This is a genomic window from Vibrio aquaticus (assembly GCF_003970385.1).
GTDB classification, from domain to species: Bacteria; Pseudomonadota; Gammaproteobacteria; order Enterobacterales; family Vibrionaceae; genus Vibrio; species Vibrio aquaticus.
Genome location: NZ_RXZH01000001.1, coordinates 169,696 through 196,460, shown reverse-complemented (window position 1 = coordinate 196,460; position 26,765 = coordinate 169,696). Strand labels below are relative to the sequence as shown.

The 26,765-nt window shown below is 42.8% G+C and carries 25 protein-coding genes; 12 read left to right on the top strand and 13 right to left on the bottom strand.

Going from position 1 to position 26,765, the window contains the following annotated elements:
* The first annotated feature begins 42 nt into the window (after positions 1 to 42).
* Both EJ063_RS00785 and EJ063_RS00780 read left to right on the top strand, forming a co-directional pair.
* Complete coding sequence (locus tag EJ063_RS00785) at positions 43 to 1,329, top strand: putative phage abortive infection protein (protein WP_126572105.1); 1,287 nt, start codon at positions 43 to 45, stop codon at positions 1,327 to 1,329.
* A gap of 46 nt (positions 1,330 to 1,375) precedes the next feature.
* Entirely contained in the window at positions 1,376 to 1,798 is a 423-nt protein-coding gene (locus EJ063_RS00780) for a hypothetical protein (protein WP_158675980.1), read from the top strand.
* 108 nt (positions 1,799 to 1,906) lie between these two features.
* Here EJ063_RS00780 and EJ063_RS00775 read toward each other — a convergent pair whose 3' ends face one another.
* Complete coding sequence (locus EJ063_RS00775; RefSeq protein ID WP_126572103.1) at positions 1,907 to 2,464, bottom strand: PhnA domain-containing protein; 558 nt, start codon at positions 2,462 to 2,464, stop codon at positions 1,907 to 1,909.
* A 264-nt stretch (positions 2,465 to 2,728) separates the two neighbouring features.
* Here EJ063_RS00775 and EJ063_RS00770 point away from each other — a divergent pair, with 264 nt between their 5' ends.
* The gene (locus EJ063_RS00770) at positions 2,729 to 3,811 is read left to right on the top strand and encodes a site-2 protease family protein (RefSeq protein ID WP_126572102.1); all 1,083 of its coding nucleotides are present in this window, start codon (positions 2,729 to 2,731) and stop codon (positions 3,809 to 3,811) included.
* Between the two features lie 33 nt (positions 3,812 to 3,844).
* On the opposite strand, the gene EJ063_RS00765 is transcribed toward EJ063_RS00770, so the two are convergent.
* Positions 3,845 to 4,633, bottom strand: a complete 789-nt coding sequence (locus tag EJ063_RS00765) for a M48 family metallopeptidase (protein ID WP_126572101.1) — start codon at positions 4,631 to 4,633, stop codon at positions 3,845 to 3,847.
* Positions 4,634 to 4,724: 91 nt separating this feature from the next.
* Here EJ063_RS00765 and EJ063_RS00760 point away from each other — a divergent pair, with 91 nt between their 5' ends.
* The 4 genes from EJ063_RS00760 to EJ063_RS00745 all read left to right on the top strand — a co-directional run bounded on the left by EJ063_RS00760 (position 4,725) and on the right by EJ063_RS00745 (position 7,443).
* Positions 4,725 to 5,168: a hotdog fold thioesterase gene (locus EJ063_RS00760; protein WP_126572100.1), complete on the top strand. Its 444-nt coding sequence runs from the start codon at positions 4,725 to 4,727 to the stop codon at positions 5,166 to 5,168.
* A gap of 5 nt (positions 5,169 to 5,173) precedes the next feature.
* Positions 5,174 to 5,407, top strand: a complete 234-nt coding sequence (locus tag EJ063_RS00755; protein WP_126572099.1) for a DUF3389 domain-containing protein — start codon at positions 5,174 to 5,176, stop codon at positions 5,405 to 5,407.
* 76 nt (positions 5,408 to 5,483) lie between these two features.
* Positions 5,484 to 7,199 carry an SgrR family transcriptional regulator gene (locus tag EJ063_RS00750; protein WP_126572098.1) on the top strand — a complete coding sequence of 572 codons (1,716 nt, stop codon included), beginning with the start codon at positions 5,484 to 5,486 and terminating at the stop codon, positions 7,197 to 7,199.
* Complete coding sequence (locus EJ063_RS00745) at positions 7,192 to 7,443, top strand: hypothetical protein (protein WP_126572097.1); 252 nt, start codon at positions 7,192 to 7,194, stop codon at positions 7,441 to 7,443. Before EJ063_RS00750 ends, EJ063_RS00745 begins: the two co-directional genes overlap by 8 nt.
* Positions 7,444 to 7,888: 445 nt before the next feature.
* Here the strand turns inward: EJ063_RS00745 and EJ063_RS00740 are convergent, their stop codons facing one another.
* Positions 7,889 to 10,129, bottom strand: coding sequence for a TonB-dependent hemoglobin/transferrin/lactoferrin family receptor (locus EJ063_RS00740; protein ID WP_126572096.1), 2,241 nt, complete (start codon positions 10,127 to 10,129; stop codon positions 7,889 to 7,891).
* Between the two features lie 254 nt (positions 10,130 to 10,383).
* On the opposite strand from EJ063_RS00740, the gene EJ063_RS00735 reads away from it, so the two are divergent.
* Positions 10,384 to 11,280: a LysR family transcriptional regulator gene (locus EJ063_RS00735; RefSeq protein WP_126572095.1), complete on the top strand. Its 897-nt coding sequence runs from the start codon at positions 10,384 to 10,386 to the stop codon at positions 11,278 to 11,280.
* Positions 11,281 to 11,313: 33 nt separating this feature from the next.
* Here EJ063_RS00735 and EJ063_RS00730 read toward each other — a convergent pair whose 3' ends face one another.
* Complete coding sequence (locus tag EJ063_RS00730) at positions 11,314 to 13,995, bottom strand: bifunctional acetate--CoA ligase family protein/GNAT family N-acetyltransferase (protein WP_126572094.1); 2,682 nt, start codon at positions 13,993 to 13,995, stop codon at positions 11,314 to 11,316.
* 215 nt (positions 13,996 to 14,210) lie between these two features.
* Here EJ063_RS00730 and EJ063_RS00725 point away from each other — a divergent pair, with 215 nt between their 5' ends.
* Together EJ063_RS00725 and EJ063_RS00720 are read left to right on the top strand one after the other, a co-directional pair.
* Positions 14,211 to 14,786, top strand: coding sequence for an SPOR domain-containing protein (locus EJ063_RS00725; RefSeq protein WP_126572093.1), 576 nt, complete (start codon positions 14,211 to 14,213; stop codon positions 14,784 to 14,786).
* A 163-nt stretch (positions 14,787 to 14,949) separates the two neighbouring features.
* Positions 14,950 to 15,942, top strand: coding sequence for a D-alanine--D-alanine ligase (locus tag EJ063_RS00720; protein ID WP_126572092.1), 993 nt, complete (start codon positions 14,950 to 14,952; stop codon positions 15,940 to 15,942).
* Here the strand turns inward: EJ063_RS00720 and EJ063_RS00715 are convergent.
* Positions 15,939 to 16,895: a tyrosine-type recombinase/integrase gene (locus EJ063_RS00715; protein WP_126572091.1), complete on the bottom strand. Its 957-nt coding sequence runs from the start codon at positions 16,893 to 16,895 to the stop codon at positions 15,939 to 15,941. The genes EJ063_RS00720 and EJ063_RS00715 overlap by 4 nt on opposite strands.
* Before the next feature lie 99 nt (positions 16,896 to 16,994).
* Between EJ063_RS00715 and EJ063_RS00710 the strand changes: the two genes are divergently transcribed.
* On the top strand, positions 16,995 to 17,372 hold the full coding sequence (locus tag EJ063_RS00710; protein WP_126572090.1) for a DUF3319 domain-containing protein: 378 nt from the start codon (positions 16,995 to 16,997) through the stop codon (positions 17,370 to 17,372).
* Positions 17,373 to 17,377: 5 nt separating this feature from the next.
* On the top strand, positions 17,378 to 17,689 hold the full coding sequence (gene yciH, locus EJ063_RS00705) for a stress response translation initiation inhibitor YciH (protein WP_126572089.1): 312 nt from the start codon (positions 17,378 to 17,380) through the stop codon (positions 17,687 to 17,689).
* Positions 17,690 to 18,239: 550 nt separating this feature from the next.
* Here yciH and EJ063_RS00700 read toward each other — a convergent pair.
* The 8 genes from EJ063_RS00700 to pntA all read right to left on the bottom strand — a co-directional run bounded on the left by EJ063_RS00700 (position 18,240) and on the right by pntA (position 26,694).
* Positions 18,240 to 18,626 (bottom strand): hypothetical protein, encoded by a 387-nt coding sequence (locus EJ063_RS00700; RefSeq protein ID WP_244225124.1) that lies wholly within the window; start codon positions 18,624 to 18,626, stop codon positions 18,240 to 18,242.
* Positions 18,627 to 19,112: 486 nt separating this feature from the next.
* Entirely contained in the window at positions 19,113 to 19,259 is a 147-nt protein-coding gene (locus EJ063_RS00695) for a YoaH family protein (protein ID WP_126572087.1), read from the bottom strand.
* Positions 19,260 to 19,344: 85 nt separating this feature from the next.
* On the bottom strand, positions 19,345 to 20,553 hold the full coding sequence (locus tag EJ063_RS00690) for a conjugal transfer protein TraF (protein ID WP_126572086.1): 1,209 nt from the start codon (positions 20,551 to 20,553) through the stop codon (positions 19,345 to 19,347).
* A gap of 60 nt (positions 20,554 to 20,613) precedes the next feature.
* Entirely contained in the window at positions 20,614 to 21,498 is an 885-nt protein-coding gene (locus tag EJ063_RS00685; RefSeq protein WP_126572085.1) for a DUF2861 family protein, read from the bottom strand.
* Positions 21,498 to 22,157 (bottom strand): response regulator transcription factor VxrB, encoded by a 660-nt coding sequence (gene vxrB / locus EJ063_RS00680; RefSeq protein WP_126572084.1) that lies wholly within the window; start codon positions 22,155 to 22,157, stop codon positions 21,498 to 21,500. Before vxrB ends, EJ063_RS00685 begins: the two co-directional genes overlap by 1 nt.
* The gene (gene vxrA, locus EJ063_RS00675) at positions 22,132 to 23,547 is read right to left on the bottom strand and encodes a sensor histidine kinase VxrA (RefSeq protein WP_126573081.1); all 1,416 of its coding nucleotides are present in this window, start codon (positions 23,545 to 23,547) and stop codon (positions 22,132 to 22,134) included. Before vxrA ends, vxrB begins: the two co-directional genes overlap by 26 nt.
* Before the next feature lie 188 nt (positions 23,548 to 23,735).
* Complete coding sequence (gene pntB / locus EJ063_RS00670; protein ID WP_126572083.1) at positions 23,736 to 25,130, bottom strand: Re/Si-specific NAD(P)(+) transhydrogenase subunit beta; 1,395 nt, start codon at positions 25,128 to 25,130, stop codon at positions 23,736 to 23,738.
* Positions 25,131 to 25,143: 13 nt separating this feature from the next.
* Positions 25,144 to 26,694 (bottom strand): Re/Si-specific NAD(P)(+) transhydrogenase subunit alpha, encoded by a 1,551-nt coding sequence (gene pntA / locus EJ063_RS00665; protein ID WP_126572082.1) that lies wholly within the window; start codon positions 26,692 to 26,694, stop codon positions 25,144 to 25,146.
* Between the last annotated feature and the right edge of the window lie 71 nt (positions 26,695 to 26,765).

Below are 26,765 nucleotides of genomic sequence, written 5' to 3'. Positions count from 1 at the left end.
ATCTGTTAGAACTAATTGATATAAACTTGTTGCAGGTAGAGCATGACTAAATTAAATAAAACGCTGAGGTATAAGCAGTTTACTGGAACCGTAAATATCATGCCTGATGGTTCACTGTCAGGTGAAGTTGAAGGCCTAAGAAAAAACCACAAATATGAAGGAAAAACACTTACGGAACTTAACTTGCAGTTTAAAAACCGGGTTGAGCTTTTTTATAATAAACACGCACATTATGGCATTAAAGCAAAATCAAAAAAACGTATAACAACAGTTATACTGCCCTCTGTCGCCGTAGTAACTATCATATTTTTGCTAGTAAACCTATGGCTTTTTTACTTAGAAGGCCTACCATTTAATGCACTTATTTCTGGTGAAATACAACCTATTAAGGAGCAAATGGAGTGGTGGGATAAAGCAAGCTCATTCTTTAATAACATATCATCTCCACTCTTGTCATTCATATCCTTTACAGCGCTCTTATATACTATTCACCAACAGACCGAAAGCCATAAACTTTCACTTAAAGAACTTGCCTTAACTCGTGAAGAGCTCGAAATGACAAGAACAGAGCTTGCGCAAAGTACTATTGCACACCAGAAGCAAGCCGATGCTCACGAGCAACAAGTTTTAGATGCACAAAAACTTGCCGAAGAACAAAGAGAACTAGCAAAGGAACAACAACGCTCAACTCAAGTTCAACAATTTGAAAACACTTTCTTTTCTTTATTAGCCAATCATGAGAAATCACTGAATAAAATTACTGAAAAGAATGATGGACTATCAATTGTTGATCGAGAATTATCTAAAGATAAATTAAAAAGGACAGAAAAAGTCAAGCATTACAACTTCTTTGAGTGTAATGAAATGACAAGTTATTTTATAGTTTTATATCAACTACTAAAGTTCATAAAAACTTACCCACATAACGATAATATACAAGAAGATAATAAGGTTTTAATTGAGAAAAAGTACACAAGTCTAGTTAGGGCTTATATACCCAATAATGTATTAGTATCAATTCTTTTGAATTGTATTATTGATAACAAAACAAGTGCTAAGTATAACAAGTTCGTTGCGTATAGAGATATCATTGAACGCTATTCATTTCTAGAACATGTTTCCATAGATTCTTATAGTGAAATTATAGATTTAAAACTTCTAGGTAACACATATTCAGTGGATAGAAATGCTTTTGGAGAGAATGTAGGATTAATTGAAGAATCAGTTAAATCTGAAGTTATTTTATTCTATAAAAATATTATTCAAAGTAAAATTGATAGTGAAAATCACCTTAAAGAGCATGAAGTAATAAAATTGAAAAAAATGTAACTATGTCGAACTAGTAGAGAACGAAGATCGATTAAATAGCTTGATTTTGTTGGTTCACAAAATAAAAGATAAAGCCAAATCTGCTCTTAATAAAAATAGCAGTGATAGAGGTTTGGAATATATGGAAATTAAGAAATTTGATGAAGAAATTAATAGCTATCGTGACATATTCACTTGTGATAGAGATATTTTATCAAAAGTTCAATTTCAGCATGAAGGTGGCTCTAATGAATTAGGAAATGAAGGTTTTGATAAAATTATTGAAAATGCAAATTATATTATTGGATTGGCGAACAAAGAGACAATGGATAGAAATGATTATCGTAGCTATAGCAATGAGATTAGACGTTTAAATAAAATACTCAGTGGGGCCATTAATGATGAGTTGAAGAAATGCGATGATGACTTCGGACTTAATAAAGACAGTATCTTTTTCTCTGAATTTAGAAAACATATCGATAATAGCTGATTTACCTCTTGCGCTGGAAACTTCAAACGTTACACCATGCTTATTGACCAAAACAACATAGGCGCTCAACTGAGCGCCTTTGTTATATCTGTCGAAAGTAACTTGTGATTACTTCTTACGGCAGTATTCAGCGATAACGTACATAGATTGGCCGCCGTTCGCTTTACCAGAAACAAGCTTAGGATCATCGCCAATGCTGATGCCACGGATAACCGTGCCTTGCTTGATTACTTGGTTAGTGCCTTTAACTGGAAGGTCTTTGATAACCGTTACGTCGTCACCTTTTTTAAGTTCAACGCCGTTGCAATCGAATGGTTTGTCGTCTGCAGACATGCCAGTCATTGCCCAGTTAATTTGATCTTCTTCCATGTACATCATGTCTAGCGCATCTTGCGCCCAGCTTTCAGTATTAAGACGAGTAAGTTGACGCCATGCCGTTACTTGAACAGCAGGAACTTGGCTCCACATACTGTCGCTTAGACAACGCCAGTGGTTAATATCTTTTGGTTCTTCGATTTCACCTAGGCACTTGTCACATACCATGATGCCGTAATCTACTGTTACGTGGCTATGAGGAGGCACAGCGTAAGCAGTTAGTGATGCGTCAGCAGCACATAGTTCACATTTAGATTCACAGCGTTCTAGCATTGTAGCTTCAGAAGACATAGTAGACTCACATTGTTAGGTGTTAATTACGGGCGCTATTATGCACTTTATCCGCAGAAAAGAAAGGGGCATCCGGTAAAGCAAAGGTTTAACCAAAAGAAAATCACCAAACGCTGACTTTTAAAATCCAATAGATAACAAAATTAGAACCATCAAAGGGTTATTGGTGGTGACGGTGTAACAAATTTAGCATTTACTTTAAGTTATTAGTCTTTATTGGCATAATCAGCGCAGTATTTATAGCGAATTAATAGGTCGATTACATTGGAACTGCTTTCCATCGAATTTTTAGGTAAGCCATTACGCTTAGAAGGCTCAATGGCTGGCTGGCAACAGCTGTTTTGGAACAACCAGTTGGTGTCACAATTGGATGCGGATTCGGAGCGTGGGGAATCTGCTCGTCACCAGTTTACGCTAATGAATGGTGAGCAAGAATTGCAATGCTCACTTGAAACCACATTAAAATGGCAGCCGTTCTTAATCGAATATCAAGCCGGTGTGAATGGTGAGACGATTCAACAAGGTAGCCGCGATACCAAAGATATCGAACAGCAAGTGCCTTTTACACCGCCAACGCCAGAAAAACGCTTTAGCTTAATCGGCATTATCTCTCTTGGGATGAAAGCGCTGAAAAGTGCCAAGCTGATCAAAGTGGTTTTAGCTTCAGCAAGTCTCGCGGCTTATTCTTGGCTGTTTTCCTTTCAGTTTGCGCTCGCATTAATCGCTTGTTTGGTCTTTCACGAGTATGGTCACGTAAAAGCGATGAAGTACTTCGGGATGAAGACCAAAGGTATCTACCTTGTCCCATTTTTAGGTGGCTTAGCCCTGAGCGATGAAAAGATAAACACACGTTGGCAAGATGTGGTTATTTCGATCATGGGGCCAATGTTTGGTTTGATATTATCCGTCATTCTTCTGATTGTTTACTTAATCACTGGCGAAATGTTCTTTGCTGGCCTTGCAGTATTTAACGCATTCTTAAACCTATTCAATCTTCTTCCAATCTTGCCACTGGACGGCGGTCATGTGCTGAAAAGCATCAGTTTCTCAATGAACAGTGTTGCGGGGATTGTTTTGTGTACGCTCGCTGCTGCCGGTGGTGTCGTGCTTAGCTACTCACTCGGGCTAACATTATTTGGCTTCTTGCTGATTATGGGGATGTTAGAGATTATCTTTGAATGGCGCGGCCGCCACCACAGTCATTTATTGCCACTCGATCGCTATGGTCAGATCATTTCGGCAGTTTGGTATGTTGGGTTAGTCGCAAGCTTAATTGGCATTATCTGGTTCTTTGCCTCTACTGGTGATCAGTTACTGCAATTGCCACTATTGATTCTAGGTACATAAAACAAAAGGGAGCATCGAGCTCCCTTTTTAATATCAGCCGCAGTTAGGGCTAGAAACATTATAGCTTGGCAGAGTGTTGATTTTCGCCTGCAAGTCTTGAATACGAGTGCTGTGAGAAGGGTGAGTCGATAACAATTCTGGAGGCTGCTGCCCACCTGACGCTTTCGCCATGTTTTTCCATAAATCGACGCTTTGACGAGGATCGAAGCCTGATTTGGCCATCAATTCTAGCCCGACGATATCCGCTTCAGACTCTTGCGTTCGTCCGTATGGCATGAGTACCCCATATTGAACACCCAGCCCTAGTGCTGCCATGGTCGCGCCACGATATTGCGCATATTCAGACGTGCCGAGCGCAATATTGGTGATTTGCAGCCCAGCGTTGGCAATCTGAGACTGTGATAAACGTTCGTTACTGTGGTCAGCCAACACATGCGCTATCTCGTGACCAATCACCGTCGCTAATTGATCTTGGTTTACTGCAACATCAAGCAGACCGGTATAAACACCAATTTTACCGCCTGGTAAAGCAAAGGCATTCACCTGTTTACTATCAAATACCACGACTTCCCATTTACTAAAGCCAGGTTGAGGAGGCACATGTTCGGTGATTGCATTCGTCACACACTGAACATACGCATTAGTTTTTGCATTGGTGCTGACTTTTTGGTCGGTCTTCATCTGCTCAAATGATTGAGCACCGAGGCTACTCATGTCTTGATCTGAAAACAGTAACAGTTGGTTACGCCCGGTAGGTGAGGCGCTACACGCAGCAATCGCTAACGTTGTTACTACGGTGGTACATTTTAACCAGTGTTGCATCGAATTCCCTATTTCAAACGCAATATATTATCGGCAAATCATAACATTAGGTTACAATCCTTGTTAACTGTAGTTCATGATGGATTGAATAATGAGTATTTGGAAGCGTCCAATAGACCTGGATTTACTAAACAAAACCTCACAAAACACGCTAATTGATCACTTAAATATCATCTATAGCGATGTTGGAGAAGACTTTATCAGCGCTACCATGCCGGTATGTTCTTTTACTCATCAACCTCTTGGAATGCTGCATGGCGGTGCTTCGGTTGTGTTAGCTGAGACATTAGGTTCTGTTGCAGCCAACTTCTGTGTTCCAGAAGGCAGTTACTGTGTCGGATTAGACATTAATGCAAATCATGTGCGATCTATGCGCAGTGGTGAAGTTACTGGCACCGCTAAACCCATTCACTTAGGCATCTCGACTCAGGTATGGCAAATCAATATCTGCGATGAAAGAGAGCGCTTAGTGTGTACCAGCCGACTAACCATTGCGGTTAAACATCGTAAACCAACCAAGCAAGAAGCGAGCTAACCACAATGGTGATACATTTTAGCAATGGAAAGATCATTGCCACACCTCATGAAGTTGTCATTAAGCTAGAAGGCAATGCGATGGTAACGCTGCAAGCTCAAGTTGATGCCATAACGTTGATAGGGCGAGGAGCGAATGTCATAGCCGCAAATGGCGTTGAAACTAAGTGGTCCGTTAAGTTAGATAATCAAGAACAACTTGAACAATTGTCACAACACGCAAGCATTGCGATTCAATAGAGTAAATATCTCTTGATCCTTCGGCACCAAATGAGGAAACTCTTTATCAAATAATGGTAAGTGAGATTTCCTCTTTATGAGTAGCCCGCGTTTAAGAGTTCAGTTTGAAACGCTATTTGAACACTATAAAGGACAAGATTCTGATGTTCAGTTAGAAGAGATCACCGAGATCCTTTTCTGTACCCGTCGAAATGCTCGAATTGTTCTCAACAAAATGGAAGAAGAGGGCTGGTTAGAGTGGCACCCAGCCCCTGGCCGTGGAAAGTTATCCCAGCTGAACTTCAAACGCAGCAGAGCCGATGTCAGCGAGAACCTTGCCAAGCGATACCTTGAAGAAGGAAAAATCAGCCAAGCTCTAAAAGTGCTGGATCACGATAGTTCGAAACTCGCTCAAGTCGTTGAAAAATATCTTGGACTTGTGCATCAAGAAGGGCAACAAGTCGTGAGGTTGCCTTATTATCGTCCGCTGTCCAATCTCGATCCTGCCGCCCCGATGCGTCGCTCAGAGCTGCATATTGTGCAACAAATCTTCAGTGGTTTAACCCGTATTGATGAGCATGAACAGCTGCAACCAGACCTAGCTCATACTTGGGAAATGATCACTCCGACACATTGGCGATTTTATATTCGACCGAGTGTTCGCTTTCATAATGGCGATCTTCTTACCGCGGCACATATTGCTGATTGTTTATCAGAACTCAAAGTGAAACGTCTATTCGCCCATATTGAATCTGCCGAGCCTGTAAGCAGTCTAATTGTTGATGTTCGCTTATCGCGTGATGATTATAAATTGCCGCTTTTACTCTCCGAGTCGTGCGCAAAAATAACGTTACCGAAAGAAAACCGTGCCGATAATTTTGACCTTTTTCCAATCGGAACAGGCCCTTATAAAGTCACGCAAAATGACAGCAAGCGCCTTATTTTGCAGGCGTTTGATGGCTACTTTGGGTTTAGGCCGCTACTTGATCGTGTTGAAGTTTGGGTAATAGACGAAGCGCATTCCTCAATGGTCTTCCCAAGTTTATCGAAACCCGTTAGACCTGAGATTGCTGAGTTTAGTGATGAAGTCGAGCTAGACCCAGGCTGCACACTGTTACTGCTCAACCGCAAAGATGGACTAGCCAAATCCAATGACTGGGCGAATTACTTCAGTCAGAGGCTTAACACGCTCAATTTGTTCCAACAGCTGCCTCAAGACAAAATTGTCGAATTAGGCGTATTGCCTGCCCATGGCTTAAAACCGGGTTGGTACCACCACACCAAACAAGGGTATGTTTCGCCACCATCTTACCGAAGCGTGACGATTGCGTATCACGGCCAGCACCCTATGTTCCCAACTTTAGTTAAGTGCATCGAAACACTGCTTAAACAGGATGGGCTTAGTGTGAATTTAGTGACCTACGATCTCACGGTAGAAAACACCGATGAAGTCGATATCTGGTTAAAACCGATGGGCATTTCGACCAATCGTGACGATGCATTGGCCGGTTGGCTGCTTAATTACAGTGACATTGCCGCTTTAAGTAAAGATACCGATTTCGCTCACTGGGCTGAGCTTATTGAACAATGGCAAGCAACGGACAGCCGTGCTTTCCCTGCAAAAGAACTCGGTAAGTCGTTAGTCGAAAAACTCCAGTTGATACCTATGTTCCACTGTTGGTTAGGGGTAAACAAGGACCAATGTGGTTCGCTTCAAAACGCGAAATGTAATGCTCTTGGCTGGTTTGACTTTAGTCAGGTGTGGGTGAAGCCAGAACTAGGCCAGGTTTCGGACGAGAACGCCGATGGCTAAACCCAACAAAAAGCAACCGAGTAAAACGGTCAATATCTATTGCGCGAAATGTAAAGCGCAACTCTTTAAGTACCGTAAAGGGGGAAAAGGGGCGTTAGTTAAATGTTTCAAAGAACGAATTGTTGAAGACTATACCAATACCCCATGCTTTTGTCCTGAATGTGGCGGTGAATTTGCCCGAGACACTTTGGTCAGGGGAACGCCTGCTTTCAAAATAATTGGTGGGAAAGTCACGATGAAATAGCGCGAAGACAGAACATTATGTCATTAAACGCATCGATTAAAAATGAATCTCAAACTGCGTAAAACGGGCCTTTCGAGGCCTTTTTTGATCTCAATTGAGAAAATGAACAAAAACCTCTGTAACTACTACCATTGTTTTTTAATACTGTTAGAATAGCCGCAGTTAATCTTCGGTTTTTCCAAATATAGAGTAAGGGTACACAATGGAACTAGGTCTTATCGTCACTTTCATCATCGCTGCAGCTGTAATGGTTAAGAAAGAGATGACAAGCGCTAAATAAGCCCTTCATTTGCTTCATTTTTAATCTTCTTTTTATGCAAATGAATCTGATAAAAGCTCCTTTAATAGGAGCTTTTTTGTTTTCAGTACACTGACAATCGACATATTCATGTACCAAAACGTAAAAAAGTCAGCATTGCGCTGACTTTTTGCTGTAAACGTTGAATTAGAACTCGTACTTCGCTGTAATTGCCCAGTTACGGCCAGCTTGAGTGTCATCTAGGTCAAGTTCTGTACGACCACGTACATCATCCCAAGCCCAGTACTTCTCGTCCGTTACGTTGAACAGACCTGCACGAAGCGTTAAGTCTTTAACTGGTACATAGTAAGCGGTGAGATCAACAACCGTTGCTGATGGGTTTTCAACTTGATCAGTCGTACCACCGTTATTTGAATCAAGGTTCAAATCGCTGTTTGATTTCTTAGCAATGTAGCTGAGTTGAATGCTTGTTCCCCAATTTTGCGTTGGGGCATCATAGTTTAAAGCAACAACCGCATTCCAAGGTTCAATACTGTTCAGTGCATTACCATTGCCATCTTCGCCCTCAGTGTATGCGATAGCGAAACGAGAGGTAATGCCTTCTTTAATACCAGCCATTGCACTGATATCTAATGTATTACCTAGTTCTACACCTTTAATGATGGCTTCGTCCACGTTCACGTATTGGTAGATGTCTGGGTTACTGCCAACACCTTCCTCAACCACTTTGTTGTCAATGAAGTTGGTAAAGTCGCTGTAGTAGAAGGCAATCTCAGACGAGCTAAATTCCGTGTTATGTCTAAAGCCAATTTCGTAAGTAATACTCTCTTCGGCTTCTAATTGCGGGTTAGGGCGGTTCTCATAAGATGATCCTCCATCATATGAGTAGTAAAGCTCATCAAAACTTGGCGCGCGGAAGCCTTGCGAAATTTGCGCGAATGTTTTCCAGCTTTCATTTAAGTCGTACACCGCACCTAAACGCGCTGTCACTGCCGAGCTTGAGTGCTTATCGTATGTTACGCTTGGGTCAATACCTTCGGTTTTCACATCTGGTGTCGTTTCAAAGCTGTCGAAACGTATTCCTGGTGTTAGGCGTAATGTCTCATTAAGAAGCAGCATTTCGTCTTGAACAAATGCACCGTAGCGTGTTTCTTCTGCATTCGGTTGGTAGAAGAAGAGTTTGTCTTCCGAGCTGTCGATTAAGTTACGTGTGTAGTTACGGTTCTCAATATCTTTCGTTTGATAGTTCGCACCATAAACAATTGTATGTTGAACACTTGCTGTTTCGATGTACTTAGTCGCTTGAATATCAACTTGGACAGACTTTTCATTGTATGTGTAATCTTTATGTTCTGCTCGAAGTGCGTCATCACCCGTCGGTAAATCAGGGGTAGGAGAGCCCGGTGCTATTGGACTAACAGAAGTAATCTCACCATTTCGGTGCGTATTGCCGTTTTCGTCTTTCTTAACGGTTGCGATGCCCCATTCGAGTTTGTCAGCAATCGTGAGGTCTTTTTCTAGAATATGCTTAAAGCCTAAACGTGTTTGCTCTGATTCATCATTACCGTAGTTTTGGTCCCAATCGATGTTACCTAGCCCCATGCGGAATGATGGTGGCATCCCACCAAAGTCAGATAAGAACGTTTGACCAGTCTTCTCTAATTGAGTCTCTGTTTGCTTTTGACCGTACTCACCGACTAACTCAATGCGGTTTTCATCGTTAACTTGATATTGAACCTTAACCAATAAGTTATCGCTCGAAGAGTCTTGCTCGTCTGGTGTACCAAAGTTGTCAACTTCATCACCATCTCGACGTGTATAAGCAACTAATGTTTCTAGATCACCAAACTTATTTGCTAGAGCAACAGACTCTGAAAATTCATTGGTATCAGAGGCATAGCCAAGTTTAACGTAACCACCAAGTTGCTTGTCGTCTGACACGAAATCAGAAGGGTCTTTAGTTTGGAATGCGGCGATACCAGCAATACCGTCACTGCCGTATAGGCTTGATGCTGAACCTTTAACAATTTCTACAGATTTGAACATTTCAGTATCGGTCATAACACGACTAGACTGTAGGAACGAATAGCCAGAATTGTAGCGCGCTGGTTGAGCAACGCCATCAACCAAAATATTAACTCGGTTTCCGCCAAGGCCGCGAATGTTAATGCCTTGAATACCATGTCTGCTATCGGTTTCTACTGAGACGCCAGGGGTGTATTTGAAAGCATCTGCCAAGTCTTTTGCTAGGTTTTTATCGATATCTTCTTCTGTCACGACCGACACCGAACCAGCCACATCTTCAAGCTGCTGCTCTGTACGAGTTGCGGAAACAACAACTTCATCAAAAAGTGCATATTCTTCGGCGTGTGCGGTTGACGTAAGAGCCAAAACGATTGAAGCTGACAGGAGAGTCTGTTTATACATTGTTTTTACTACCTTTAATCCATAATCGGTTTCTATTGAGCGAAACGGATTTTATTGGATCTAAATGATAATTACTATTGTTCTCATTGTTATCTTTGGTTTTTAGAAGCAATGTTTTGGCTTGGGTAATTAACTAAGTTGAAATAAAACAATCACTTAGTGTCTTTAGCCTCAATAATAAAGGTTCAATAGCAATTCAATCAATGTGACAGGTATCACAATATTTTATTCATTAGTGTTTAAGGAATGCGACAGTGCAGAGTCCAATTACATTAGAAGCGCTTCACATATTAGATGCGATAGAACGAAGAGGGAGTTTTGCTGCGGCTGCCAATGAACTTGATCGTGCACCATCTTCCTTGAGCTACCAAATTCAAAAGCTCGAACAAGATTTGGATATCATGATCTTTGACCGATCGGGCCATAAAGCGAACTTTACTGAGGCTGGGAAGCTCATTTTGGAACGCGGTCGACTGATACTCGAAGCGACTGAAAAATTGGTGAATGATGCCAATGTACTGGCTAACGGATGGGAACTTGATTTGACACTGGCCTTCGACGGTATCATTCCTGTTAGCAACTTTTTTGAGCTGGTTAATGAGCTAAGTAACGTCAGCTCAACAAGAGTCAGGCTACAAGAAGAGATATTGGCAGGATGCTGGGAGGCCTTGAACGTGGGTCGAGCCGATCTATTGGTCGCCCCAAAGATAGATACGTTACCTCAAGATGTCAAAGCGGAAACCATTGGTGAGATGGAGATGATTTGGGTTGCCGCGACCAGCCATTATGTCCATAAGCGCAGTGGTGAATTTGATGACAAAGCGCGAGAGAAATATCGTATCATTGCCATTGCGGATACTGCGAGAGAGCAACCGGCACTCAGCGTAAACATCACTCAACGTCAGCCTCGTTTAACCGTGACTAACTTTTCAGCGAAGGTCGACGCCTTGAAACAAGGTCTCGGCATTGGGACATTACCAAAACAGTTAGCCCTAGAGTTGATTGAAAAAGGGGAACTGACTCAAATCAAAGGAACAGAGACGTTTACTATTGATGTCATTCTCGCGTGGAAGCGCAATAAAATTGGTGAAGCGAAATCGTGGTGTATCCAATACTTAATGAAGCACTTTAAGCAGCATTCAAAGATCTAAACAAACAGGGGGAGATACGCTCCCCCGATCCCGTTAGCTCAGTGGCAAACGCATATCCGCTACACCATCTTCAAATTGAATGTCTAATTCGAAGCCCAGTTTTTGAGCTAGCATCAACATCCCTCTGTTGGTTGGCATTGTCATACCTGACATTTGTTTTGTGCCCTTATGGCGGCAATATTGAATGACCTTCTCCATTAACACTTTGCCTAGTCCATTACCTTTGAGATCTGAACGAATCAAAATCGCAAATTCGGCATCCGTATTTTCTGGATTAATTAGCGCGCGGGAGACACCAATAATCGGTGAGTCAGGTCGAGTTTGGCTAACCGCAACAAACGCCATCTCTCGGTCGTAATCAATTTGTGTAAGATTGGCGAGCGCTTCATGGTTAAATTCCCCAACATCAGTAAAGAAACGTTTGTAGAGGTCTTCTTTCGAGACGTTGTGAATAAAGTCAGCGTGATGAGGCTCGTCTTCGGGAAGAATAGGGCGCAATAGGACTTTCTCTCCATCCTTCAGCTCGATTCGCTCTTCATATTCTACCGGATAAGGTCGAATCGCCAATCGCTGTTGTGCATCCCCTTCGTAACGCTTTAACACGAGATCAGCATCAATGATGGTAAAGTTCGAACCATTTGCAAGTACTGGATGGATATCCAGCTCATGAACTTGTGGGCAATCAACCACCATTTGAGAGATACGAACCAGCAACTCCGATAGCCCTTGGATATCCATTGGCTCAGGCAATTTTTGAGGTCGAATCTTGCCATTTTTTATCGCTCTAACAATAAGATAGCGTGCTAACGCCATGTTAAGCGGTGGCAATGCCGAAGCCGCGTCTAACGCTTCATCCCACTCAGAGCCTCCTTGGCCTAATAGAATCACTGGGCCAAAGGTGTCATCATGCTTTACTTTGATACGAATCTCTTCACCTCCGGCGAGCTTTGCCATCCCTTGTACTAACAGGCCATGGATATTCGCTGACGGATAAGAGAGTTTAGTTCGATCTAAGATTGCATCAGAAGCGTTGGCCACTTCAGTGCTGTTTCTGAGGTTGAGCATGACCCCTTGGACATCTGACTTGTGAGCAATATCTGGAGAACGGAGTTTAACCGCAACCGGATAACCGATTTGTTCCGCAACATGCACCGCTTCACTTGAATCCGACGCGATCCATGTGGGAAGTACCTCAAAATCAAAACACTTCAAGAATGGCCCAATTTGATGGGTATCAAGTGATACTGTGTTTTTGTCCAGTAATTTATTTTCGATCCACTGATTCGCTTCTTGAAGTTCAGAAATATGGACAGGTTCAGCCGTTGTCGGTGTCTCCATTAGTTGCTTTTGATTTCTGCGATATTCCACCAAGTGCATGAAAGCAACGACCGCACTTTCTGGTGTCCGGTAGGTCGGAATCCCCGCTTGAGTAAAGATATCACGGGCAGGTTTTGCAGTGAGTTCACCGGACCAGTTGGTTAGAAAGTTAAACCGTTTGTGTCTAGGATGAGCTTTAATCGCCTCTACGACGGCAAGCGCTGTTTGCTCTGAATGTGCGACAGCAGAGGGGCTATGCATGATCAGGATAGCATCAGCGCAGTCAGTATCCATCAGCGCATTCAGTGTTTTGACATAACGAGAATGATCAGCATCTCCAACCATATCGATTGGGTTGTTATAGCTCCAACTTGTTGGCAACAAGCTATCTAATTGGGTGAGGGTATCACTGGATAATTCAGCCAACTTACCACCGCGTTCCAACAGCGTATCAACTGCCATAATAGCGGGGCCACCGCCATTAGTGATGATCGCAAGTCTTTCACCGCGCAATGGTACAGAGTGAGTCAAGGTTTCTACGGCTGCAAACAGTTCGTGGGAGTTGTTCACTCTCAACATACCAGTTCGGCGAATGGCTGAGTCATAGATGATGTCGAGCGTATCGTCTCCACCAGTATGGGCTTTTGCAGCTATCCGCCCTGCAGAAGTTTTGCCTCCTTTTAAGACAAGTATCCGACGGTTTCGAGAGGCCGCACGGGCAGCAGACATAAAGCGTCGCGCGTCTTTAATGGTATCGACATACAGTAAGATCGATTCTGTGTGCGTGTCGGTACTCAAATGATCCAAAAGATCTGAGAAGTCGATATCTAAAGCGTTACCGAGAGAGATAAAGGCAGAAAAGCCGATGTTCTTATCATTGGCCCAATCAAGAATAGTGGTACACATTGCTGCGGATTGAGAGATAAACGCAATTTTACCTTGCTTTGCCGTGACCGGAGAAAAAGAAGCGTTGAAGTTGATCCAAGGAAGAATCATACCAAGACTATTAGGACCAAGAACTCGCATGCCACTTTTCTTCGCGATATCCAAACAAACACTCTGAATACTTTGACCGTCATTGTTGGCGAGGTGCATATCTGCTGAAAGTACAATGACGGATTTTACTTGTTTATCCGCTAATTGTTGGAACAGGAGCTCGTTGTATTTTGCATGGGTGCATAAGATGGTAATATCGGGAACAATTGGTAACTTCTCGACGGAAGCGTAAGCTAGAACGCCACAAACCGAGGAGTACGTTGGCGTAACCGGCATAATTGCGCCATCGAAACCAGCCTGTAAAAGGTTTTTCATAACAATATTGCCTGCGCGCATCGGTTTAGTCGATGCGCCAATGACGGCAACAGAACGAGGTTTAAACAATTGGTTTAGTTGACTCATATCTAGCTCCGAATAGGCGACCACCTCATATTAGCGGACCTAACGGCTAAACTCTTAAAGATTTTGGTGTAGTTTTAGTCAGATCACCTTGGTGCAAGTGAAGATTGTGCCTTGCGTCACAGAGTATTGATATATAATTAAAATGTTGGGTTGATTCTCTGTCTATCTAACGGCATGATTTACAGTAATTTCTAGTTAAGGCATTTGAAAATTTCATGAAAAAAATTGCGATTGTTGGTTTATCAGTTTTGCTTTCTGCATGTGTATCGAGCGATTATGTCACAGACGTGAGCTCAGAAAGCTATCGTGAGGAATACCAAACAGCTAAGGTTGAACAACCGGTTGTTTCACAACAAGGAGTGACCAACGGCATTTCAGAAAACAACGTCCAGAGTGATGTTGTGAAAATGTCACCAGAACAACCTAAGCAAGTAGTGAAGGTTCAACCTCAAACTAAACCTGCAGTGGCAATTACTCCACCGACAGCCAAACAGAAAGCGATGAACCCACGCTACGGTTTCACTATTCAGGTTGTGGCTGTGGGCTCTCAAACTAAAGTTGACCAGTTCGCACGTAAACTTCCACGTGATAACCAGCCAATCTGGGAAAACTACAAAGTAGTGAATGGCACCAAATGGTATTCAGTGCTTTACGGTGATTACGCAACTCGTACTGATGCGAAAAAAGCAATCGGTGAGCTTCCAGCTGAGTTCCAATCACTTAAGCCATTCGTGAAGAGCATTGACGCAATTAAAAATTCTCAATATCCAACACTAAACAAACTGAACTAATCACATTTTAATGAAAAGGGGCGTCAGCCCCTTTTTTTATGACTAAATAAGCATCATTCAAACCGTAAATACCGGTTTTATTAGCTAAAACGATGTAACTCATTGCGCTTTTGATTATGATGTTTAAACCAATCCCTCTGTTGTGTCACGGAAAGAACGATAAATGACTAAAACGACAATTCTACTTCTTTGTGGTGGTGGTTCTTCTGAACACGAAGTATCGCTGGTTTCGGCAAATTATGTTCAGTCTCAGTTAGAGCAAACACCTGAATTCAATGTCATCCGAGTTGAGATGAAAACAGACGGTTGGTATACCGACAACGGTACATTGGTTTACCTCGATACGAACACAGGCATGCTTAACTGTGATGCAACCAGTACCAAACTGGATTTTGTGGTTCCATGTATTCACGGCTTCCCAGGCGAAACAGGCGACATTCAGTCAATGTTAGAGCTGACGGGTATCCCATATCTTGGCTGTGGCGCGGAAGCGAGCACGAACAGCTTTAACAAAATTACATCAAAGCTATGGTATGACGCGCTAGGCATCCCTAACACACCTTACGTTTTCTTGTCTGATAACAATGAAGCAGCATTAACTCAATGCCAAGACGCGTTAAACGAGTGGGGTGCAATTTTCATCAAAGCCGCGCGCCAGGGCTCGTCTGTGGGTTGTTACAAGGTAACGGAATCCTCACAAGTCAAACAAGCACTTAATGATGCTTTTGGCTATTCAGACCAAGTGTTGGTGGAAAAAGCGGTTAAACCTCGTGAATTAGAAGTCGCGGCTTATGAAATTGATGGGGTTCTTCATCTCTCAGCACCCGGCGAAGTCATTGCGCCAGAAGATGCGTTCTATTCATATGAAGAAAAGTACAGTTCAGACAGCCATTCAACGACGGAAGTTGTGGCGTCAAACTTGACTAACCAACAGCTAGAGCTGATTCGAACTAGTGCAGAGAAAGTCTTCACTCAAATGCGACTTCGTCACCTGTCACGCATCGATTTCTTTTTGACGCAAGACGGCGAAATTTACCTGAATGAAGTCAACACATTCCCGGGAATGACCCCGATTTCAATGTTCCCTAAAATGTTAGAGAACAACGGCCATAAATTTGCTGATTTCTTAGCGAACTGTGTACAAACGTCACTTTAATCAATTGGTTTTATCTTCTTAAAGACAACAAGATCTTCTTCAATGTATGCCTTATTGCTTAAATAGTAATAAGGCATAGCCACACTTTGCCATCTGCCTCGTTTTTGTATCTCTTTCACTTTTACACCCTGATTCACAAGCTTACTAAGACCACCAATACGCAGTGATTGCCCTGAAAACTTGACCTTTAGTCCGAGCTTGGTACTTGCTTTACGTAAAATTCGATAGATGGAAGAATCATCGAGCGGAGCCTGACCCAGTAAGCCATGTCGATCGATAGAGGTGAATAACGGCCCAGTGTGTCGAGCCGTTGCATCAATCCACCGAGATAGATATTGGGCAGTATGATAACTAAGTCGGTATTTGGATTGGCCCATTTTGAGGGAGATTTCCCCATTCAAACGGCAAATATCACCAACGTTGAGCTGTTTTAACTCTGAACGCTTTAACATGCACTCGAACATCAAATGATATATTGCTAAATCGCGTATATCTGACAAACGTTTTGAATGCTCCAGTAATTTGGTTATATCTTTAAGGTGTTTTGCGGTAAACGACTCTGCAGACCTAGCATCACTTTGCTTGTTCTGCCTAAACTGAGCCATCAATGTTGTGATGGTTGTAGACGAGCAGGGGTCGGACAAACTTAATGTGCGGTGAACAAGACCAATTGTGACCACGTAACGTTTAAGGGTTGCATACTTCCGACGCTTAGACTCCGACTCCAAAAACAACCTTAATGCAGTAACAGAAGCGGGGAGAGGCCTAACGCCTTTGCCTAAACAAAACTCCGTGAACAGATTCCAATCTTTGCGCATCGCCAAATTCGAATTATGTGAGTATCCGTTGTCGAGCAACGAAATAATATCTGAAATATCAATAGGTTTAGAAAACGCGTCGATATATATTTTTCGAGTCTCATCACATGTGACAACGCGAACGATTTTCTTCATTTATACGCACTATAACCAACAAATGTATGATAAATATACTTGATAAAGAGAGTATTACAATTATTATTAAACTAACTCAATACTAAAAAATTATAACTTATGGCTGCTGCTACTTATCGAGGTTTTACCCTCAAAACTGCTGGAACAACAACTGACGTTTGGCAAGTCCAAATAAAACAACATGTTCTTTCTGGGAGCATGGCTGCTGTTAAGAAGAGCATCGACTGGTTCTGTGATACAGCGACAATCATCGATCCTAAAGAGTTCAGTTCTTTGGCTGAAAAGAAAGCGCAACAAGGCAAACCGGCGCAAGAGAACTTTAACGGCTACACGTTGAAGAATGATACTGGCGACGCAAATAGTTGGTACTGTTTCTTTAATGGTAGGCTTATTAAGGGAGGAAAGCTTGCGATCCAGAAGCATATAGAGGCATACTTGCTTGCTAAGAAAAAAGCTGAACAGCAACAGAAGAAGTAATTTGTATGAGTCTTGTATATAGCACCGATGTAGGTCGAATCAAACCTGAAGAAGAAAAACCAGTACGCGAGAAAGGCGATGGAATTGTTCGAATTCAACGTCAAACTAAAGGCCGTAAAGGTAAAGGCGTTTCAATTGTCACTGGGTTAGATCTTGATGATGCACCTTTAAAACTATTAGCAGCAGAGCTTAAGAAAGTGTGTGGCTGTGGCGGCTCAGTGAAAGATGGCACAATTGAGATTCAAGGCGATGCTCGTGACAAGATTAAAGCGCATCTTGAAAAGAAAGGACACACCGTCAAATTCGCTGGAGGCTAAGCCTAAGAGCAAGTTTGCTAATCTTTGATTATCAAACTAGTTATTAGGTATTTTATGGTAAATCCAGTTATGTTGAATACTGACCACAATACCAAAGCGAGTTAGAGAGAATAGAGCACATAAGATAAGTGCTCTATTAATTACCAAACCTTATTTAACATAAGATACATAATGCGCACTTGGCTTGTAAGCGCAAAGTTGTAATGTCACTTTTTAGCAAAGTTAAAATGTCTCTTTGTTAGTTTCTATAGCTAACCTAACTCTTATGTGAACTTATTCAAGGGACATTGGGATGTTGGTAACTATGAGTGACAAAGACCTTTCACGTTCTTCGAATTTGCACATCAACATCGACATAAACATAAGTCCTCGACAAATTAGACGCTTAACAAATCAACCTAAGCTAGCATGGCGCGTCTTCCACAGAATCTGCGCCAGTCTATCGAGAAACTCCAAATGCATCTGGTTTGAAGGACGCGTCGACAAAGAAAAACCGAGTGTTTGTGCTCGGTCTTAATCAATACAGGGCAAATTAAGTGACGGCGTCACTCTATTTTAAGGCCTCTTTTACCGGTGCAAGCTGCCAATCGTTGTATGCGTATGAACGCGCGCCTGCCATGTATCTAAGATTTAGATTTCGGTTATTAAGCAAAATTTCTACAAACAGGCTGTTCTCACTGCGGCTAACTGGTTCAAAAGTGAGTAAGGCTCCCTTACAGGTGCGTGAGAACTCTAGTGGCGTTCCGTTAGCGAGAATGCTGACGCTTGGGTTATCTACAAAGTATTCATTTATCCCACACTCAACTCCATCCAAATACATTGAAAGCTGTTTAGATTGAGAAACGGCTAGCGTTGGTAATGCAATCGACTCTGCGATAGCGGGCTTTTGCTCTGCTAGAGCAGGAAATGCAGCGCAAGCACTCAATATAAGGCTCATAAAAAGATTATTTGATCGAAACATATCTACGTGTTTTCCGGTGTTCGTCCCATTGCTTAAGCGTATCAGTAGTTTAGTTGAAAACAACGTCTGTAAGCCAGAGTTGTGATTTCACCGTAAAACAAAAAGAGGAATGCAAAGTTACGCGATCACGATGTAGCGTAAATCACTGGCTGACAGTAAGCGCTTGCACTCAGCGCTTACAGACTTGTAAATAAATTACACCCATGCATTCAAATTATATACAGACAGGATAATAAACCAATATAAACCATTGATATTGAAGGCATAAGGCAAGCCCAAGGTTGAATTGGACCTGACTTACAGGAAGCTTACAGAAGTCATATTTGGGTGTGTAGAGGTTTAGAAAAGTACCATTGTGGTCAGGTAACGATTAGAAGCTTTGTCTATTATGGTTATAGTGCGCCAATTTGTTGAGATATAAAAAAAGAGCAGTTCCCTGCTCTTCTTCTCGTTAATCACTTTTTAATTCTTGGCGGCTTCAGCTCTAATTTCTTCCGCAACCACTTTGATTGCTTGCGCCGTACTCATTCCTTCAGCCATTAGCTTTTGGATTTGTTCTACAGCTTTTTGCTGTTCTTCGTGTGTGAGTGGTGGCAGATCATCAAACATAAAAAAGGCTCCCAATAAATTAGGAGCCGACTATATTATGAATTGCGGTTTTAGGCTAGTGTCACCTACTCTACTTCTTTTCTTCTTAATAACTGGTTAAGAAGTTAACGTAGGCACCCATAGAATTTTCATTGGTGTAACTCGCACCGATATCTAACTGGAAAAGGTTCAAAGGCGAAAGCCCGATACCAGCGGTAACCGTATCATCGAGATCGTCATACGCTAAGTTACGCTTCCAACCAGCGCGTAGTTTTAGCTGACGCATGATATCGATCTCACCACCAACTCGTAGCATTTGGGTATTATCATCAAAGTTGGTGTAACGCTCTTCTTCATTCAGATCGTAATCAACACTGATGGTCGCATAATCCGCCACTAAGCCAACACCAACGGTGTAAAGTGGACGCATTTGATAAGCGTAAGATACTGGATCAAAAGTTCGGCTTTGTGTTCCATCGATGCTTGATGTAACTGTCGAACCTGCTAGTTCCGTCGTTTTGATATCACGTGATACTAAGTTAGTTGCTGAAAAACCTACACGTAATGGTCCGTGGAACCAAAGGAAGCCGGCATCCATGTTAAACATGGTTTCACCCGTTCCGTTATCTCTTACATCTTTAATATCGTAGTTATTTAGATTTGCAGTATAAACGTAAGTGTATATACGTTGCAGTTTCGGCGTAATACCAAATGAAATGTGTTGGCCTAAAAAGGTTTGGTATTTCGCTAGTGATATACCAACTTCCGTCACACCGACACCTACTGCATTTACAGCGCTTAACTCAGCATTGATCGCAGGGTTTAGTGCAGGATCAACCGCACTATTAGCGCCATCGTAGATATCAGTTTGCGCAAATGACTCAGCGTAAGCTTTACCAAAAACGTTTGCCGCTATATAACGGTTTGGAATGGCAAATGCGACCACACCACCAAATTCCAATTTAGCTACATCACCTGATAGCGCATCAAGAGTGCCTTCAAGCTCACTAATATTTGAGTAATCACCACCAATAGCTTGGTCAATCAGCCCTGCCGCTTTATCAAGATCATCCACCATCATATGTTCGTCGCTGTAAGACAAACCAAAACTTGGCGTGATCATGCCAACATCATCATTACGACGATAGATTGCAGTTAACGCAGGGTTATAGAAAGGAGCAGTTAGGAAGTTTGCCGACACAACGCCGACACCGCCCATCGCATCGCCACGGGCTTCAATTGCGTAGTTTGCTGCAGAGGCTGAAGACGCAGCAAACATAATAGACAACGACAGAAGTTTTATTTTGTTTTTCATATCGGTATAAACTTTTTTCAATCCTTAGGTTTATATCGACCTATTGTGTATTAACTTGAATTATTCCTCCACTGAAACATCATACGTTTTACTAATTATTTGGGATTGCTCTACAATAATCGGTCCTTGCCAGCGTTGATGGTTCATTGAAACCGCTAATACGTATCGCCCTGGCTCAATTGGGATTGTATCTAACGAGGATGGGTAGTCGGAATCATGGCTTTCGCCCCAAACTTGAACATAGTTACCATCAACATAGTCATAGAGTGCAGTTTCAAGTTTTGGTAATGGGCAGTGGCGGTTAAGCAACGCGTTTTTTTCAACCTTCCACTGTGCTTTAGCATTCCAGCGGATTGATATCTCAGCTTTTGGTTCACCAAGAACAAGCCAAGAACTCCACGACGTTTCATCAGTGGCAGTGACATCTATTCGATATAAGCCCATCTTTACGCGACTGTTTAAATTGTAGCGCTTGATGTATCGAGTGGATTTACGATCATCGGTATTTTCCACGACCGTAAGCGTGTTATCAGTAGAAACGATTTTCGACACCCAACGAGTCAACGCAATGTCTTTAATTGCAACCGGAGAGTCAACTTCGACCAACGCACGATAAGAATCTCGACCTGGGCTTTGAATCTCAGTTCGGCGAACAACGACACTGGTAATCCAATCGGGTAACGATCGATTGTCGAGGCTTTTACCGCAGTCAACTTCGAGAGATTGTAAGAAAAGATCGTTGAGATGAGGAACGATGCTTTGATTTTTTTCGAGTTGCCAGACCTCGACCAAGGATGAAAACATTCCCGGTAAGTCATCATTCAGCAAGTGTTTATGGGCTTGCGTTAATGGAGAGTTGCTTTCAAACCATGGCACTTGTGTTGCAAAGGTTGAAAGAGGTGCGCTCATTAATAGCGCACCTAGTAAGGCTTTCGATTTCACCATTAGGCTTTCATTTTGTAGCCAACACCGCGAAGTGTTTCAATTTCTAAGCCCGGAAGCTTTTGACGAAGTTGAAGTACATGAGTATCAACCGTACGCGTTGTTGGGAAGTGGTTATAACCCCAAACATGGTCTAACAGCTCATCACGTGTAAATACTCGGCCTAAGTTACTTGCTAAGAACAGCAGTAGATCGAACTCGGTACGAGTTAGCGTGATCGATTCACCTTTGTACTCAACTTCACGCGTCGCTTTGTCGATGAGCAGATGCTCAGTGGTTACCTTGCTGTCATCGGCCATATCGCCTTCAGGGGCACGAAGCTGCGCGCGAATACGTGCGAACAATTCAGCTTCTGCAAAAGGCTTTGTTAAATAGTCATTCGCACCTGCATCTAAACCCATTACTTTATCTTTAACGGTCACTAAAGCCGTCAGTAGAATTACGGGTACTTCTTTAATCTTTTTCCACTCAGGCAATTGGCTTACAGAGTCACCATCCGGAAGTTGGCGATCGAGAATCACTAAATCTGCCTTGTCCCAGTACTGAGCCACATCAGCAATAGTTTCTGAATGAAAACATTCATATCCTGCTTGTTCTAGGCTTACTAATAGGCCGTCTGCTAGGTTCTTATCATCTTCAACGAGTAGCAGTGTCTGTTTCACAAGGTATCTCCAAAATAAACGTTGTCGGTGGGCCAGCTAAGGACATTTTTCCGCCCATGCGCCCTACCATTGATTCCACAATGGTTAAGCCTAAACCAAGGCCACTTTTACTTACAAACGGCTTTCTAAGGTGACGCCAATCCTTGGAAGAAAGTTCACCTTGGTCTATGACTTTTACCGTAATCTTTTGTTTCTCGGTCGTTACGTCAACAACCACGGGAGCAACGCCATATTTAACGGCATTACGTATTAAATTATCTATACAGGTGCCAAGCCAATATACATTCAGTTTAGCGGCAATATCTTCGTTGATAACAAAGTCGACACCACCATTAAATTCTTCTTCTACTTTAAACTCTAACCACTCTTGAACAGAAGGTACCCAGTCCGTCGCGAGCGGCTTATTGTCAGATTGTAGGTAATCTTTGCTCGCCTCTGCTAACTGCCTTAGTCGTCTAGAGTCTTCACACAAACGTCTAAACTCATCATAAACAGATTCAGGCAGACGCTCAAATTCACGTCGGAACCCTTCAACAGTTAAAGATAAACTTGCGATAGGTGTTCGTAGTTCGTGAGTCAGTATTTGCAGAATCAACATTCTGCTTTTCATTTCTTGTCGCTTAGTGTTCCAACGATATACTGACCAACCTAATACTAACAAGATATTGGCAATCACTAACGCAACCATACTGATGCGTAAGATATCGGAATGATCTTCGACATCCCAACACAGGTTACCTCTCTGAACAAAACAGCTGTTTGATTCGCTGCGGAGACTCACCGCTAAACCAGCTGTCTCAATATTTTGGCGCCAGATGTGTTCAGGAAAAATCAGGTAATTGTCGCTTTGTCTTAACCACAGTTCGTTACGTTCAACAAACATGCTTGAACCCGAGATGAGCGCAGTAATCGAATCTTCTTTCATGCGCTGCAGTCGGCCAAGTAGCGTTGAGTCTGGTGCTAATGAACGTTCTTTAATGTGCATGTATTGCTGCAAGTCTTCCGAACGCTCTGGAAAAATATCGACATAGCGGCTGGCATAAGTACCACCACCTGGGTGAACCAATGCACTTCTTGCAAACCACTTTTCACTGAGTGTATTGCCTTTACACATCGCTCGCGTGAAGACTAATGGTTCGGTGATTAAAGGGCTTAAAGGCAATTTTCCGGTACAGTGCTGCGCTAAGTAATAAAGCCTTTGAATATCACGCAATGGATAAGCAGAGGTCTGAGGCAGCATTGACTCCGGGGTTAATAACCGTGTTGGGTAGTCTGACTGCAAGCTTCGAATATCATAGGATGCAGTGGCTTTAGCTTGATCGAAAAGATCGACAAAACGGTCAATACGTTCAGGTAATGACTCTGCGTTTACATGACTGCTTAACAGCATCAAAGCCAATGATGCTGCTTTTATTGTCGATTTAATCAAGGCAAAAATTCAATAAATCAGATAGTTAGATTTAGAGTAAAGCATTATGGCAAAAATATAAAATTGAAATGTGATATCAATGTCAGAAATGTTACTCACAAAACAAAAGAAGCCAGCATTAGTGCTGGCTTCTTAGTCTTTTATAAAGCTTATAGTGCTTTAGATATCGCGTCTACACTCTCTTTTGCATCACCAAACAGCATTTGCGTGTTTTCTTTGAAGAAAAGTGGGTTTTGAACGCCCGCGTAGCCTGTGTTCATTGATCGCTTAAACACAATCACATTTTTCGCATTCCAAACTTCGAGTACAGGCATACCTGCAATAGGACTGTTTGGATCTTCTAATGCGGCTGGGTTAACCGTGTCGTTCGCACCAATCACAAGTACGGTATCGGTTTCGCTTAAATCATCATTGATTTCGTCCATTTCTAGCACGATATCGTAAGGGACCTTTGCTTCAGCGAGTAGCACGTTCATGTGTCCTGGGAGACGACCTGCAACTGGGTGAATACCAAAGCGAACGTTAACACCCTGAGCACGAAGTTTTTCTGTGATTTCATGCACCGGGTATTGCGCCTGAGCAACGGCCATACCATATCCAGGAGTAATGATGACTGACTTAGAATCTTTCAACATTTCCGCGACTTCTTCAGCCGATGTTTCACGATGTTCGCCCTGCTCTACGTCATCAGAAATCACCACTTCTTGACCAAATCCACCAGCGATGACACTGATAAACGATCGGTTCATGGCTTTACACATGATGTACGAAAGAATGGCACCTGAAGAACCCACCAATGCACCGGTTACGATCAACAAATCGTTCGCTAGCATAAAGCCCGCTGCCGCCGCTGCCCAACCAGAATATGAGTTAAGCATTGAAACAACAACCGGCATATCAGCCCCACCGATAGACGCAACTAAATGATAGCCAAATGCAAAAGCGATCAGCGTCATAAGGATAAGAGCAAACATGCTGCCGTCAGCTTTGACGAAGTAAATCATTAGCAACGTAGATACCACAACAGCCGCTAGGTTCAGCTTATGTTTGTGAGGTAAGTTTAAAGGCGAAGATGAGATGACACCACGCAATTTACCAAAGGCGACAACAGAGCCTGTAAAGGTTACCGCACCAATGAACACGCCTAAGAAAACTTCAACTAGGTGGATAACATGAGCCGCATGCGCTTCTTGAGGATTCAACGAAGCGATGACTGGTGCATCAATGTAGCTGTTATAACCGACTAACACGGCAGCCATACCTACAAAGCTGTGAAGGATAGCCACAAGTTCTGGCATTTCCGTCATTTCAACTTTTTTAGCGTAGTGAATACCAATACCACCACCGATCACCATCGCGATAATGATCCAAACAAAGCCTTCAGACTCTGGACCAAAGATCGTTGCGATCAAAGCGATCGTCATACCAGCAAGACCGTAGTAGTTACCCGATCTTGCTGACTCCTGCTTAGACAATCCTGCTAAGCTCAAAATAAAGAATAATGCAGCAACAATATAAGCTGCTTGTACTAATCCTGCAGACATTCCCTGTTACTCCTTAATCTTTACGAAACATTTCAAGCATGCGCTTGGTTACGGTGAAACCACCGAAGATGTTGATACTGGCAATCAATACCGCGATAAACGATAAAAACGAAACGACACCATTTCCTTGCCCGATCTGCAACAGAGCACCGACAACAATAATCCCCGAGATAGCATTAGTTACCGACATAAGCGGTGTGTGAAGGGCGTGAGTCACATTCCAAACAACGTAATAACCCACCACGCAGGCAAGCACAAACACAGTAAAATGAGATAAGAATGCCGCTGGCGCGACAGAAGCGACCCAAGCGAAAGCGCCGACACCAATTGCCAGTGCTGCGAACTTCTTAATTGGAGAGGTCGGTTCTTCAACTTTGGGTTCAGGTTTGACAGGTTGGGCTGCAGGCTTCTGCTCTGGCTGAGCGGATACTTGGATTGGTGGAGCTGGCCAAGTCACCTCACCTTCTTTAACGACTGTTACGCCGCGTAGAACGACATCTTCAAAGTCGATGTTGATGTTGCCATCTTTTTCTTTGGTCAGCAATTTTAGAAGGTTAACAATGTTCGTTGCGTAAAGCTGTGAAGACTGAGTCGGCAAACGGCCAACCATGTCTGTATAGCCAACAACTTTCACACCGTTCGCCGTCGTAATGACTTGATCAGCAACCGTGTACTCACAGTTACCGCCATTTGCCGCCGCTAAATCAACGATTACGCTGCCCGCTTTCATGCTGTCGACCATTTCTTTCGTGATCAGCGTAGGAGCAGGACGCCCCGGAATGAGCGCAGTCGTTACGATGATATCAACGTCTTTTGCTTGCTCAGCGTATAATTCAGCCGCTTTCTTGTTGAAGTCATCGGACATTTCTTTCGCATAGCCGTCACCAGAGCCCGAGTCTTCTTTGAAATCGACTTCTAAGAATTCTGCGCCCATTGATTGGACTTGCTCTTTGACTTCCGGACGAACATCAAATGCACGAACTATCGCGCCCAAACTGCCTGCAGCGCCAATCGCCGCTAAACCTGCAACACCAGCACCTGCAACAAGTACTTTCGCTGGTGGAACTTTACCCGCAGCGGTAATTTGACCCGTAAAGAAACGACCAAACTCATGAGCCGCTTCAACCACAGCGCGATAACCCGCAATATTGGCCATTGAAGACAGTGCATCAAGTGCTTGAGCACGCGATATACGAGGGACCGCATCCATTGCCATCACGTTGATATTTTTGCTTGAAAGTTTTTCCATTAACTCAGGGTTTTGAGCCGGCCAGATAAAACTGATAAGGCTCGTCCCTTCTTTAATGAGCGCAATTTCATCTTGATCTTCACTGTAGAGTGGTGCGTTCACTTTTAGGATTAAGTCTGATTGCCACACCTCTTCAGTGGAGACAACCTTTGCCCCTGACTGTTCAAACGCTGCGTTATCGAAACTTGCTAACTCGCCCGCTCCGGATTCAATAACAACATCGAAGCCTAATTTTAATAACTGCTCTACCGATTTCGGCGATGCAGCCACTCGCGTTTCTCCCGCGAGTATTTCTTTTGGCACACCAATTTGCATTAGCTATTCCTTGACTATTCGCAATAATGACTGTTCTTTTTTTATCCAACGATTTTAGATACTTCAAGCAT

Excerpts from the sequence above, each read along its gene's own strand:
- EJ063_RS00745 (WP_126572097.1), top strand. The coding sequence starts at position 7,192 with ATGGCTAAACCCAACAAAAAGCAACCGAGTAAAACGGTCAATATCTAT.
- EJ063_RS00720 (WP_126572092.1), top strand. The coding sequence starts at position 14,950 with ATGACTAAAACGACAATTCTACTTCTTTGTGGTGGTGGTTCTTCTGAA.
- EJ063_RS00765 (WP_126572101.1), bottom strand. The coding sequence starts at position 4,633 with ATGCAACACTGGTTAAAATGTACCACCGTAGTAACAACGTTAGCGATT.
- EJ063_RS00755 (WP_126572099.1), top strand. The coding sequence starts at position 5,174 with ATGGTGATACATTTTAGCAATGGAAAGATCATTGCCACACCTCATGAA.
- EJ063_RS00695 (WP_126572087.1), bottom strand. The coding sequence starts at position 19,259 with ATGTTTGATGATCTGCCACCACTCACACACGAAGAACAGCAAAAAGCT.
- EJ063_RS00760 (WP_126572100.1), top strand. The coding sequence starts at position 4,725 with ATGAGTATTTGGAAGCGTCCAATAGACCTGGATTTACTAAACAAAACC.
- EJ063_RS00710 (WP_126572090.1), top strand. The coding sequence starts at position 16,995 with ATGGCTGCTGCTACTTATCGAGGTTTTACCCTCAAAACTGCTGGAACA.
- EJ063_RS00725 (WP_126572093.1), top strand. The coding sequence starts at position 14,211 with ATGAAAAAAATTGCGATTGTTGGTTTATCAGTTTTGCTTTCTGCATGT.
- EJ063_RS00700 (WP_244225124.1), bottom strand. The coding sequence starts at position 18,626 with ATGAGCCTTATATTGAGTGCTTGCGCTGCATTTCCTGCTCTAGCAGAG.
- EJ063_RS00685 (WP_126572085.1), bottom strand. The coding sequence starts at position 21,498 with ATGGTGAAATCGAAAGCCTTACTAGGTGCGCTATTAATGAGCGCACCT.
- vxrA (WP_126573081.1), bottom strand. The coding sequence starts at position 23,547 with ATGCTGTTAAGCAGTCATGTAAACGCAGAGTCATTACCTGAACGTATT.
- EJ063_RS00750 (WP_126572098.1), top strand. The coding sequence starts at position 5,484 with ATGAGTAGCCCGCGTTTAAGAGTTCAGTTTGAAACGCTATTTGAACAC.
- EJ063_RS00730 (WP_126572094.1), bottom strand. The coding sequence starts at position 13,995 with ATGAGTCAACTAAACCAATTGTTTAAACCTCGTTCTGTTGCCGTCATT.
- EJ063_RS00775 (WP_126572103.1), bottom strand. The coding sequence starts at position 2,464 with ATGTCTTCTGAAGCTACAATGCTAGAACGCTGTGAATCTAAATGTGAA.
- pntB (WP_126572083.1), bottom strand. The coding sequence starts at position 25,130 with ATGTCTGCAGGATTAGTACAAGCAGCTTATATTGTTGCTGCATTATTC.
- EJ063_RS00690 (WP_126572086.1), bottom strand. The coding sequence starts at position 20,553 with ATGAAAAACAAAATAAAACTTCTGTCGTTGTCTATTATGTTTGCTGCG.
- yciH (WP_126572089.1), top strand. The coding sequence starts at position 17,378 with ATGAGTCTTGTATATAGCACCGATGTAGGTCGAATCAAACCTGAAGAA.
- EJ063_RS00715 (WP_126572091.1), bottom strand. The coding sequence starts at position 16,895 with ATGAAGAAAATCGTTCGCGTTGTCACATGTGATGAGACTCGAAAAATA.
- pntA (WP_126572082.1), bottom strand. The coding sequence starts at position 26,694 with ATGCAAATTGGTGTGCCAAAAGAAATACTCGCGGGAGAAACGCGAGTG.
- EJ063_RS00785 (WP_126572105.1), top strand. The coding sequence starts at position 43 with ATGACTAAATTAAATAAAACGCTGAGGTATAAGCAGTTTACTGGAACC.
- EJ063_RS00740 (WP_126572096.1), bottom strand. The coding sequence starts at position 10,129 with ATGTATAAACAGACTCTCCTGTCAGCTTCAATCGTTTTGGCTCTTACG.